The sequence below is a fragment of the Mesorhizobium caraganae genome (assembly GCF_016836705.1).
Lineage (GTDB): Bacteria > Pseudomonadota > Alphaproteobacteria > Rhizobiales > Rhizobiaceae > Mesorhizobium > Mesorhizobium caraganae.
In genome coordinates, this window is the sequence record NZ_JAFCGY010000001.1 from 398707 (window position 1) to 410866 (window position 12160).

Below are 12160 nucleotides of genomic sequence, written 5' to 3' on the forward strand. Positions count from 1 at the left end.
TTGTATCATGAGCGCCAAGGCTGCCACCGCATCGCCGCCCGGCTTGCGCCGCGCACTTGCCGGCGCCGCAGTCCTGGTTCTGCTCGGCGCTATGGCGCTCGATACCAAGATCGTCAAGATCGGCTCCGCCGGCGATGTTCGCAACGCCGTGTTCTCCGCAGCCGACTACGGCAAGTCGGAATTTCCCAAGGTGCAGGCCGATGTCGAGACGCGTGCCGCCGATGCGGTGACGGTGGCGACGGCAATCGCCAAGGACAGGGCGACGGCCGAGAAAGAATACGGCGTGCCCGCGGGTGTCGGGCCGGTCATCTCGGTCAAGTTCGCCGGCGTCGTCGGCGAGGGAAAGTCGGGCATCTACAAGGTCGCCGTCGACGGTTTGCCGGACACGTTGACGGTCCGCGTGCAGACAGGGCCGGCGATCAACGGCACCGAGCTTCGCGACGCCACCGGCAAGATCACCTTCGGTCAGTTCACCAACCAGATCGAATACCAAGACGCCGGCTCGGCGCTGAACAACGAGATGAAAAAAGAGGTGCTGACGAAAGTCGATACCGGCGCCTTGACCGGCAAGACCATAGCGGTGGTCGGCGCCTTCAAGCTGGTCAATCCGAAGAGCTGGCTGGTCACGCCGGTGAGGCTGGACGTCAAATGACAACGGCTTCCGGCACAGAACCCGCGACTGGCGACGCCGTGCTTTCGGCGCGCAATGTCGTCATGTCGTATGGAGGCGTTCACGCGCTCAAAGGCGTCAACTTCGACATCCATCGCGGCAAGGTCACCACCCTGTTTGGAGAGAATGGCGCCGGCAAGTCGACGCTGATGAAGATCCTGTCCGGCGTGGTGACGCCGACATCCGGCGACATCGTGCTCGATGGCAATCTCGTCAGCTTTTCCTCGTCTTCGGATGCGCGCGATCGCGGCATTTCGATCATCCACCAGGAGCTCAGCCTGGCGCCGAATCTGAGCGTTCGCGACAACATCTTCATGGGCCGCGAACTGCGCACCAGAACCGGCCTCGACTTCGCCGAGGAGTCGCGCCAGGCGCGGGCGCTGATGGCCGACCTCGAAGAAGACATCGATCCGATGACCCTGGTCGAGGATCTGCGCCTTGGGCAGCAGCAGATCGTCGAGATCGCTCGCGCATTGTCGGTCGATTCCCGCATCCTGATCATGGACGAGCCGACCTCCGCACTCAGCGCCACAGAGGTGGAGGTGCTGTTCAAGGTGATCCGCGACCTGACCAGCCGCGGCGTCTCGATCGTCTACATATCGCATCACCTCGAAGAGGCGCTGCAGATCACCGACTATGCCGTCGTGCTGCGCGACGGATCGATCACGGCGACGGCCGAGGCCAAGGACATCGATCTCGAATGGATCGTCCGCAACATGGTGGGCGAGAATTTTGACCTCGGCTCGCCACCGACCGGCCATGCGTTTGGCGAGGTCGCGCTTTCGATCAAGGATGTCTGCGTCACCGACGCTTCAGGTTCGGGCTATGTCGTCGATCACCTGTCGCTGGACGTCAAAGCGGGCGAGATCGTCTGCATCTATGGGTTGATGGGCGCCGGGCGCACGGAATTGCTGGAAGCTGTTGCCGGACGCGTGCCGATGGCGGGCGGGCGGGCGCTGCTGGAAGGCGAGGACGTCTCGGGGCTGACCATTGCCCAGCGCATCGCCAGAGGCCTGGTGCTGGTGCCCGAGGACCGCCAGCGCGACGGCCTGGTCCAGACCATGACCGTCGGCCGCAATCTGTCGCTTGCCAGCATCGAGGCGTTCGCCAAAGGCTTGTTCCTCTCCCGGCCCAGGGAACGCGCACTGATCGACGACTCGATTCGCAAGGTGACTATCAAGACCGCCGGCGGCCACGCCATGATCGGATCGCTGTCGGGCGGCAATCAGCAGAAGGTCGTCATCGGCAAGATGCTGACGACCAACCCCAAGGTCATCCTTCTCGACGAGCCGAGCCGCGGCATCGATGTTGGCGCCAAGGCCGAAGTCTTCCGTCTGCTCAGCGAGCGCGCCGCGCAAGGCCTGGCGGTCATCTTCTCGACCTCGGAGGTCAATGAGTGCCTCAGCATCGCCCACCGCATCGTCGTCATGCGGCGCGGCAAGATTTCAGCCGAGTTCGGCGCGAACGCCACCAAAGAGCAGATCATGGCCGCCTCCGGCGAAGCCGTGGTCGCCTGATCATAGAATTTCGGAGCCCCGATCATGACCGATGTCAGCCAGGCCAGCAAACAGTCCAGCCCCAGCGCGGGCGGCGAGGGCTTCGACGTGGCCAAGCTGCTGCTCGAGGGTCGGGCTTTCTTTGCCCTGATCGTCATCATCGTCGTCTTCTCGATCCTGTCGCCCTACTACCTCTCGGTGGCGAACTTCCTGACCATGGCCTCGCATGTCGCCATCTTCGGGATTCTCGCCGTCGGCATGCTGCTTGTCATCCTCAATGGCGGCATCGACCTGTCGGTGGGCTCGACGCTTGGCCTTGCCGGCGTCGTTGCCGGATTTCTGATGCAGGGCGTGACGCTGACCTGGCTGGGCGTCGTTCTCTACCCTCCGGTCTGGGTGGTGGCGGTGTTGGCCTGCATGCTGGGCGCCGCTGTCGGTCTGGTCAACGGCGTGCTGATCGCGCGGTTCAAGGTTCCGGCCTTCGTGGCCACGCTCGGCGTCATGTACATGGCGCGCGGCCTGGCGCTGCTGATGACCAGTGGCCTGACCTACAACAATCTCGGCGGCAAGCCGGAGCTGGGCAACACCGGCTTCGACGCGCTCGGCTTCAACCGCCTGTTCGGCGTGCCGACCGGCGTGGTGGTGCTGGTGGTCATCGCGCTGATCGGCAGCATCGTCTTGAACCGCACCGCTTTCGGCCGCTGGCTCTACGCCTCGGGCGGCAATGAGCGCGCCGCCGAACTCTCCGGCGTTCCGGTCAAGACGGTGCAGATTTCCGTCTATGTGCTTTCGGGTATCTGCGCCGCCATTGCCGGCCTGATCCTGTCCTCGCAGCTGACCTCGGCCGGACCGACCGCGGGCACCACCTACGAATTGACGGCCATCGCGGCCGTCGTTATCGGCGGCGCGGCGCTGACCGGCGGGCGCGGCAACATCCGCGGCACCTTGCTCGGGGCCTTCGTTATCGGCTTCCTGTCCGACGGTCTGGTGATCATCGGCATCTCATCCTACTGGCAGACAGTGTTCACCGGCGCCGTCATCGTGCTCGCCGTGCTCCTCAATGCCGTTCAGTATCGCCGCCGTAGCAAGCTTCCAGCTTCCACGGGCGGCCAACCGACTTCTCAGAAACGGGGGAAGGCCGAACCGGCCAATCCTGCCCAAGGGAAGACTGCCGGGTGACTGGCAGCAACACCGCGTAAATCATTGGAGGAATGTACATGAAAATCGTGCTTAGAAGTTTGCTTGCTGCCGCAATGGTGGTTGGGTTTAGCGCAGCCGCATCGGCCGCGGGCCTGATCTCGATCATCGTCAACGATCCGGCCAATCCCTACTGGCTGACCGAAGGCAACGTCGCCAAGGCCGAGGCCGAAAAACTCGGCTATACGGCCAATGTCGCTGCCCACAAGGGTGACACCAACACGGAAAGCAATCTGATCGACACCGCCATCACCAACAAGTCGGTGGCGATCATCCTCGACCCGGCCAATGCCGATGGTTCGGTCGGCGCGGTGAAGAAGGCGATTGCCGCCAACATCCCGGTTTTCCTCGTCAATGCCGAGATCAACCAGGAGGGCCTCGCCAAGGGACAGCTCGTTTCCAACAACGCGCAGGGTGCGGCTCTCGGTGCCCAGCAGTGGGTGCAGGCGGTCGGTGAAAAGGGCAAGTATGTCGAATTGCTCGGCGCCCCGTCGGACAACAACGCCGCCACGCGCTCGAACGGCTACGCGACCGTGCTGAGCCAGTATCCGGATCTCGAAAAGGCTGCTTCGCAGGTCGCCAACTGGGATCGTACCCAGGGCCACGACAAGATGCAGAGCATGCTGCAGGCCAATCCCGACATCATCGCCGTGATCAGCGGCAATGACGAAATGGCGCTTGGTGCGGTTGCGGCGCTGAAGGAAGCCGGCAAGCTCGCCGGCATCAAGGTCGGCGGCTTTGATGGCTCGCCGGATGCGGTTGCGGCCATCAAGTCCGGCGAACTGCAGTACACCGTGCTTCAGCCGGTGGCCATCTTCTCGGCGAAGGCCGTGCAGCAGGCGGACTCGTTCATCAAGACAGGCGCCACCGGCGCCACCAGCGAAAAGCAGCTCTTCGATTGCCTTCTCATCACCAAGGACAATGTGGACAAGTACACCGCACCCTTCGTGCTGTCGGAATAGACCTGCACAGGGGGTGTCCTTGCGGACACTCCCTGCCTCTTCTACGGCTTCCAGACAACAAAGACTGCTCCTTTGAATTGCCTTCATAACCATCCGGAACTTGCCGCATGAAAGACCTGCTGATCGGGATCGACGCGGGAACCTCCGTGATCAAATCGGTCGCTTTCGATCTTTCGGGGCGGCAGCTTGCCATGGCGTCGGTGACCAACAGCTTCGTCACGCTGGAAGGCGGCGGCGCCGAGCAGGATCTCGATCAAACCTGGCGCGATATGGTTCAGACGGTTCGCGAACTGGCGACGAAAATTCCCGATCTCGCGCGGCGAATTGCGGCGGTGGCGATCACAGGGCAGGGCGACGGTACCTGGCTTATCGATGGCGACGGCATGCCGGTCGGGCGCGCCTGGCTCTGGCTCGATGCCCGCGCCGGCCATCTGGTCGACGAGATGCGCTGCGATGCCCGAGATCGCACGCGGTTCGAGATCACCGGCACCGGGCTCAACGCCTGCCAGCAGGGCGCTCAGCTCAGTTGGCTGAAAAGGAACAGCCCGGAAATCCTGGAGCGGGCCGCCACCGCCTTTCATTGCAAGGACTGGCTCTATTTCAAAATGACCGGCGAGCGCGCCACCGATCCGTCGGAAGGCACATTCACTTTCGGCGATTTCCGCTCGCGCAGCTACTCCGACGCGGTGCTCGAGATTCTGGATCTGACGACACATCAGCGCTTGTTGCCGCCCATGCTCGAAGGCACGACCGACCATCACCCGCTGTCGCCATCGGCGGCGAGAGAGACCGGCCTGCTCGAATGCACGCCGGTGGTGCTGGGTTACGTGGATATGGTCAGCACCGCGCTCGGAGCCGGCCTCTACGATCCAAGCGGCAATGTCGGCTGCACGGTCATCGGCTCCACCGGCATTCACACGCGCCTGGCGCGCACCGCCGACGATGTCGTGCTCAACGAAAATGCGTCCGGCTATACGATCGCCATGCCGATTCCCGGCGCCTATGCGCAACTGCAATCCAACATGGCGGCGACGCTCAACATAGACTGGCTGCTTGGCCTGGCGCGCGACGTGCTGACTGCCAGCGGTGCCAAGCCTTCGCGCGACGAATTGCTGAAAGCACTCGATGCCTGGGTCGAAGGATCGGAGCCGGGATCGCTGGTCTATCAACCCTATATCTCCCTCGCCGGTGAACGCGGACCGTTTGTCGATCCCGATGCGCGGGCAGGCTTCATCGGCCTTTCGGTCAAGCACGGTTTTGGCGATCTGGCGCGCGCGGTTCTTGAGGGATTGGCCTTCGCGGCGCGCGATTGCTACCAGGCAATGGGCGCGGTGCCGGGCGAAATCCGCCTGTCGGGCGGCGCGGCGCGCAGCCCTTCGCTGCGCCGCATCATAGCCGCAGTGACCCGCGCGCAAGTCAGGACGAGCAGCCGCCAGGAAGCCGGTGCGGCGGGTGCGGCAATGATGGCCGCGGTCGGGCTTGGCATTTATCGCTCCATGGATGATTGCTGCGCCGAATGGGTGACACCACTTCTGGGCGAATGCGACACCTATGACGAGGCGCTTTCCCAAACCTACGATGCGCTGTTTCCATCCTTCGTCGCGGCGCGCCAGGCGCTGCGGCCGGTGTGGAAAGGTATGGCGCACCGCACAGGAGCAAAGTCTTGAGTGATACGTCAGATGTTGTCGATCTCTTTGTGATTGGCGGCGGCGTCAACGGCGCCGGGATAGCGCGCGATGCGGCCGGTCGAGGGCTGTCGGTCATCCTGTGCGAGAAGGATGATCTGGCGCAAGGCACCAGTTCGCGTTCCGGCAAGCTGGTGCATGGCGGTCTGCGCTATCTCGAATATTACGAGTTCCGGTTGGTGCGCGAAGCGCTGATCGAACGCGAGGTGCTGCTTGAGGCGGCGCCGCACATCATATGGCCGATGCGCTTCGTGCTGCCGCATAGCCCCGAGGACAGGCCGGCATGGCTTGTCCGGCTCGGGCTGTTTCTCTATGACCATCTTGGCGGCCGCAAGCGGCTGCCGGGAACGAGGACGCTGAACCTAAGAACGGCACCGGAAGGGGCGCCGATCAAGGACGAATTCAAGCTCGGCTTCGAATATTCCGACTGCTGGGTCGATGACGCCAGGCTGGTGCTGCTCAATGCGCTTGACGCCAGTCAGCGCGGCGCAAAAGTCTTCACTCGCACCGCCTGTATTGCTGCCAGGCGCGAAGGCGGCCTGTGGTCGATCGACATGCAGGACGGCCGCACCGGTGCTGTGACGAGGGTCCGCGCACGCGGGCTGGCCAACGCGGCGGGGCCGTGGGTCAACGACATTATCAGCCGAGTTGCCGGGCAGAATTCCACCCGCAACGTTCGCCTGGTGAAAGGCAGCCATATCGTCGTGCCCAAATTCTGGGAAGGACGGCAGGCCTACCTCATCCAGAACAGCGACAAGCGGGTGATTTTCGTCAACCCGTATGAGAACGATCTGGCGCTGATCGGCACCACCGACATTCCCTATGAAGGCAAGCCCGAGGAAGTGGCCGCCGAGGCCAGCGAAGTCGATTATCTGATCAAGGTGGTCAATCGCTACTTCAAGCGCCAGCTGACTGCGCAGGACGTGGTCTACAGTTTCTCAGGTGTGCGACCGCTCTATGACGACAATGCCGACAACCCAAGCGCGGTGACACGAGACTACATCTTCGAACTCGACGCCCCGAATGGCGGCGCACCGCTGCTTTCGGTGTTCGGCGGCAAGATCACCACCTTCCGCAAGTTGTCCGAACATGCGCTGGAAAAAATCCAGCCATTCTTCCCGACGATGAAGAAAGCCTGGACCGCCAAAATTCCCTTGCCGGGGGGCGACCTGCCCAACGCGGATTTCGAGCAGTTTTTGAGCGATCTGCACGCCGAGTTTTCCTCGCTTAGCCCGTCGCTGGTGAAGCACTATGCGCGAAGCTACGGCACGCGCACGCGCGCTTTGCTGAAAGGGGTGAAAAACGAAGCCGATCTCGGCCGTCGTTTTGGCCCGGATTTCTTTGAGCGTGAAGCTGCCTTCCTGTTCGAGACCGAATGGGCGATGACTGCTGCCGATGTTCTCGAACGCCGCACCAAGCACGGGTTGCACATCAATGCGGCCGAGCGGAAAACATTTGAAGACTGGTGTGCTAACATCATGGCGGCGGCAAACTGATGGCCTTCACGCTTTCTCTCAACACCAATCCGCTGGTCAATCGTTTCGCTGATCCCGACGATTTGATCGACGCCATTGCCTATGGCATCGGCATCCGCGACGTGCAGCTGACGCATGAATTCGTCAATCCGGGCTGGTCGGCGGCAACGATTGCCAAATTCCTGCGCCTGTTCAACAGCGCTCTGGCGCGGACCGGCGTGCGCGTCACCTCAGGGATGACCGGGCCTTATGGCAGGCTCAACCATTTCGGCCATCCGGACGCGGATGTGCGCCGCTACTATGTCGACTGGTTCAAGACCTTTGCCGACATCTCCGCCGAACTCGGCGCTTCGGGCATGGGCACACAGTTCGCCATCTTCACCTATAAGGATTATGACGATCCGCAACGGCGGGCAGCGCTTCTCGACGTCGCGCTCGAATGCTGGCGCGAAGTGGCCGAGCATGCCAAGGCAGCCGGCCTGACCTATCTGTTCTGGGAGCCGATGTCGGTGGGGCGGGAGTTTGGCCATACGATCGAAAGCTGCGTTGACCTGCAGGGCGCCATCGACGCGGCCAAGCTGCCGATCCCGATGAAAATGATGGTCGACATCGACCATGGCGACGTCACCTCGCCCAACCCCGCCGACACCGATCCCTATGCCTGGGCGAAAGCCTTTCCGCTGCAATCGCCGATCATCCATATCAAGCAGTCGTCCATGAACAAGGGTGGCCACTGGCCGTTCACGGCCGCCTACAACAAGGATGGTCGCATCCTTCCACAGAAGTTGCTCGACACCGTGCGACAGGGCGGCGGAACCGACAATGAGATTTGCCTTGAACTTTCGTTCCGGGAGAGGGAACCGGTCGATCATCAGGTGATTGCAATGATCCGCGAGTCGGTGGATTTCTGGGCGCCTTACATCGACAGCGGCCGCGACGATCTCAAGCCTCGGGCCTGAGGGAAAACGCCGGCTCGAAAGCCGGCGCCGATGCTGGCCGGGAAAACACGCGTCGTCCGAATTTCGGATCGAAGGAGAAAAGAATGACCCCATATTGGGTCGGCACGAGCTGGAAGATGAACAAGACGTTGGCGGAGGCATTGCAGTTCGCCGATGCACTGGCGGCCTTCGTGCCCGGTTTCGATCCGGCGATACAGCCTTTCGTCATTCCGCCGTTCACCGCGGTGCGGCAGGTGAAGGCGGCGCTCGCCAACACCCACGTGAAGGTCGGTGCCCAGAACATGCATTGGGCCGATGCCGGCGCCTGGACGGGAGAGATTTCGCCGGTGATGCTGAGGGATTGCGGGCTGGACCTGATCGAGCTTGGCCATAGCGAGCGTCGCGAGCATTTCGGCGAAACGGATGCGACGGTGGGATTGAAGACGGCGGCGGCGGTCAGGCATGGCCTGGTGCCGCTGATCTGCGTTGGCGAGACGTTGGCCGAGCGCGAAGGGGGCCGCGCCGATCATGTCCTGACCGCGCAGGTTCTCGGTGCACTGCAGGGCTTGAAGGACGACGAACTGTCGGCCGAAATCCTCTTTGCCTATGAGCCGGTCTGGGCGATCGGCGAGAAAGGCATTCCAGCAAGCGCGGATTATGCCGACAAGCAGCAGGCTATGATCAAGCAGGTCGCCCAAAGCCGGTTGCCGGCCGCGCCGCTTGTGCTTTACGGCGGCAGCGTCAATCCAGGCAACGCGGCCGAACTGATCGGCCAGCCACATATCGACGGCCTGTTCATCGGCCGCTCGGCGTGGCAAGCGGAAGGCTACATCGACATTCTAAAAAAGGCGGCGGCCGCAATCGAGCGCTGACCGCGAAGCAAAAGGAGTTCATGTTATGAAGATCGCACTTGGAGCCGACAGCGCCGGCAAGCCGCTGCTCGACGTCATCGCCAAGCATCTCGCCACCAAACCCGACCTGCAGGTCGTCGATCTCAGCCAGGCCGGATTCTACGCCGATATCGCCGCCGCAGTTGGCCACGAAATTATCGACGGCAACTACGATCGCGCCATCCTGTTTTGCGGCACCGGCATCGGCGTCAGCATCTCCGCCAACAAGGTGCCGGGCATTCGTGCAGCCTTGACCCACGACACCTATTCGGCGGAGCGCGCCGCAAAATCGAACAACGCCCAGATCATCACCATGGGTGCCCGCGTGATTGGTCCGGAACTGGCGAAATCGATTGCCGACGCGTGGCTGGCCTCGGAGTTCGATCCGAACGGCCCGTCTGCAGCAAATGTGCAGGCCGTCGACAAGCTCGACGCGAAGCGCTGAAGATGCCGGGTAGAGTCAAGTCAAGCCTCTATCCTATTGCGTGAATATGATCTTTTCCAAAATGGAGATGGTCTAGCCGGTCAAGGCGATCCGCATCGCCTCGATCACCGTTACGGCAGACGCCGCTCCCGGATCCATGTGGCCAAGCGAGCGTTCGCCGAGGCGGGCGGCCCGTCCCTTGGTGGCGATCATCGCCTTGGTCGCCTCCGCGCCCGCCTTTGCCGCCTCGGCCGCAGCTGCAAGGCTGCCGGCCAGGCCCGTGCCGGCGGCCAGCGCCTCGCCCGCCGCCGTCGCAGCCGGCGCCCAGGCATCCATCATCGTCTTTTCGCCTGTTTCAGCCTTGCCGCGATCCTGGATGCCTTTGGCCATGGCCTGGAACATGGCGACCGTGTCCGCCTCATCGAGCGTGGTCTTGCCTTTCACGACTGCCGCGCCGCGCATGAACGCGGTGGCATAGAGCGGACCGGAGGATGCGCCGACGGCATTCAGGAACGACCTCGCCGCCGTGTTCAGCAAAGTGGTCGGTTCGGTGGTCCCGGCGTCCAATGCGGCAACCGCGTCGCGTGCCGCGGAAAATCCAAGCTCCATCGCAATGCCGTGGTCGGCGTCGCCAATCACGCCGTCAAGCGAGCACAGCCGGTCCCGGTCGGCTGACATGGCGTCCGCAATGGCAGCGAACATTGCGGCAAGGTGGGCAGTGTCGATCGTTGTCATGTCTTTGTCCCTTGCTGCTCTGACAGGTTTTAGCCGGCGCGAAACATGGCGCAGTCGCAAGGGTGGTCGAGCATCGTCTGCAACTCCTCGTCGAGGTGGTGCAGCGTGATCGAAGCGCCGGCCATTTCGAGCGAGGTGCAGTAATTGCCAACCCAGCTTGCGTGAATGGACACACCGATATCGTCAAGCCTCTGCTTCACGCGCCGGTTCATGATGTAGAGTTCCATCAGCGGTGTCGAACCGAGCGAATTGACCAGCACGGCGACCTTCTCGCCGCGTGTCGGCGCCATCTCGGCGAGGATCCTGTCCAGCATCTCGTCGGTGATCTCGTCGGCCGTTTTAAGCTTTCCGCGCGCGATGCCGGGTTCGCCATGGATGCCCATGCCGATCTCCATCTCGTCGGGTCCGATCTCAAAATTCGGCCTGCGGGTTTGCGGCAACGAACAAGGCGCCAACGCCACACCCATGGTGAATGTTTGGTCGTTGGCTTTCCGAGCGATGCGCTCGCATTCATCGAAGGACAACATGCGGTCGCAGGCGGCACCTGCCGCCTTGAAGATGAAGAAATTGCCCGCGACACCCCGTCTCTTGTGCCTGTCGCCAACGGGCGCGGACGCGACGTCGTCGGTGCTCAGCACCGTGCGCACCTCAATATCGTCCATCCCAGCCATCTCGGCCGCCATGTCGAAATTCATTACGTCGCCGGCATAGTTGCCGTACATAAACAGCACACCGGCGCCGCCATCTGCTGCCTTTGCGCATTCAAGGATCGGGTCGGGCGGCGGCGAGGCGAAGACGTTGCCGATGGCCGCCGCGTCTGCCAGCCCCTTGCCGACAAAGCCGAGAAAACTCGGCTCGTGGCCCGAGCCGCCACCAATGACGAGGCCTATCTTACCCCGGCGCGGTCCGTCACGGGCGATGATCGAACGTGGGCTGCCGTCCACGCTTTTGAGATGGCGGGGATGCGCTGCCAGGATGCCTTCCAGCATCTCGTCGACGGCGCGATTACCGTCATTGATGATCTTCTTGGTTTGCACCGGCGTCCTTCCGATTTGGGTATTTTCATAGATGATACCGGGCGCAATCGAGATTTTCACCCCGGCAATTGATGTTTTCAAATGTTGGCTCTCTCTGGCACGGCCAGGATCTGCACGCCGTCGCTATTTTTTTGTCCGCCACCAAGGCGAAATTCTTCTTGCCAGCGGAACGTCGGCTTGCTGATGATTTTACCTCGCCAGACGTGATGGTGAAGATGATCAAGTCCGGTACGCTTGATTTCATCGGCTGCGCGCGGCCGTCGATTGCCGATCCCTTCCTGCCGAGGAAAGTGGAGGAGGGGCGGATCGAGGACATTCGAGAATGCATCGGTTGCAACATCTGCATCACCGGCGACATGACTATGTCGATCTCGCGATGCACGCAGAATCCGACCTTCATGGAAGAGTGGCGCAAGGGGTGGCATCCCGAACGCATGCAGGCCAAGGGCGACAGCGACAGCGTGCTGATCGTCGGCGCCGGCCCCGCCGGGCTGGAAGCCGCCCGCGCGCTTGGCCTGCGCGGTTATCAGGTGGCCATCGCTGAAGCCGGCACCGAACTCGGCGGCCGCGTCGCGCGCGAGTGCCTCTTGCCCGGCCTCTCGGCCTGGGGCCGCGTGCGCGACTATCGCCAGTATCAGCTCAGCCAGATGT

11 protein-coding genes and 1 pseudogene are annotated in these 12160 nt (G+C 62.5%); 10 read left to right on the forward strand and 2 right to left on the reverse strand.

Features of this window, described 5'->3' with window-relative positions:
- Positions 1–7 precede the first annotated feature (7 nt).
- From JQK88_RS01930 to derI, 9 genes are all read left to right on the forward strand, one after another.
- Complete coding sequence (locus tag JQK88_RS01930; RefSeq protein ID WP_203277304.1) at positions 8–652, forward strand: DUF2291 family protein; 645 nt, start codon at positions 8–10, stop codon at positions 650–652.
- Complete coding sequence (locus tag JQK88_RS01935; RefSeq protein WP_192259715.1) at positions 649–2187, forward strand: sugar ABC transporter ATP-binding protein; 1539 nt, start codon at positions 649–651, stop codon at positions 2185–2187. The genes JQK88_RS01930 and JQK88_RS01935 overlap by 4 nt, the downstream gene beginning before the upstream one ends.
- Positions 2188–2211: 24 nt before the next feature.
- Positions 2212–3345 (forward strand): ABC transporter permease, encoded by a 1134-nt coding sequence (locus tag JQK88_RS01940; RefSeq protein WP_192259713.1) that lies wholly within the window; start codon positions 2212–2214, stop codon positions 3343–3345.
- A 38-nt stretch (positions 3346–3383) separates the two neighbouring features.
- Positions 3384–4325, forward strand: a complete 942-nt coding sequence (locus JQK88_RS01945) for a D-ribose ABC transporter substrate-binding protein (RefSeq protein WP_081726801.1) — start codon at positions 3384–3386, stop codon at positions 4323–4325.
- 107 nt (positions 4326–4432) lie between these two features.
- Positions 4433–5992: an FGGY-family carbohydrate kinase gene (locus JQK88_RS01950; RefSeq protein WP_192259711.1), complete on the forward strand. Its 1560-nt coding sequence runs from the start codon at positions 4433–4435 to the stop codon at positions 5990–5992.
- Positions 5989–7506, forward strand: coding sequence for a glycerol-3-phosphate dehydrogenase (locus tag JQK88_RS01955; RefSeq protein WP_192259709.1), 1518 nt, complete (start codon positions 5989–5991; stop codon positions 7504–7506). Before JQK88_RS01950 ends, JQK88_RS01955 begins: the two co-directional genes overlap by 4 nt.
- The gene (locus JQK88_RS01960; protein WP_192259707.1) at positions 7506–8444 is read left to right on the forward strand and encodes a sugar phosphate isomerase/epimerase family protein; all 939 of its coding nucleotides are present in this window, start codon (positions 7506–7508) and stop codon (positions 8442–8444) included. The genes JQK88_RS01955 and JQK88_RS01960 overlap by 1 nt, the downstream gene beginning before the upstream one ends.
- 83 nt (positions 8445–8527) lie before the next feature.
- The gene (locus tag JQK88_RS01965) at positions 8528–9295 is read left to right on the forward strand and encodes a triose-phosphate isomerase (RefSeq protein ID WP_192259706.1); all 768 of its coding nucleotides are present in this window, start codon (positions 8528–8530) and stop codon (positions 9293–9295) included.
- A 25-nt stretch (positions 9296–9320) separates the two neighbouring features.
- The gene (gene derI / locus JQK88_RS01970) at positions 9321–9758 is read left to right on the forward strand and encodes a D-erythrulose-4-phosphate isomerase (protein WP_192259704.1); all 438 of its coding nucleotides are present in this window, start codon (positions 9321–9323) and stop codon (positions 9756–9758) included.
- Positions 9759–9830: 72 nt separating this feature from the next.
- On the opposite strand, the gene dhaL is transcribed toward derI, so the two are convergent.
- Together dhaL and JQK88_RS01980 are read right to left on the reverse strand one after the other, a co-directional pair.
- Entirely contained in the window at positions 9831–10472 is a 642-nt protein-coding gene (gene dhaL / locus JQK88_RS01975; protein WP_192259702.1) for a dihydroxyacetone kinase subunit DhaL, read from the reverse strand.
- Between the two features lie 29 nt (positions 10473–10501).
- Positions 10502–11509, reverse strand: coding sequence for a dihydroxyacetone kinase subunit DhaK (locus JQK88_RS01980; RefSeq protein WP_203277305.1), 1008 nt, complete (start codon positions 11507–11509; stop codon positions 10502–10504).
- Positions 11510–11943: 434 nt separating this feature from the next.
- Between JQK88_RS01980 and JQK88_RS37120 the strand changes: the two are divergent.
- Positions 11944–12036, forward strand: a pseudogene (locus JQK88_RS37120) (hypothetical protein); the annotation flags it as partial.
- Positions 12037–12160 lie beyond the last annotated feature (124 nt).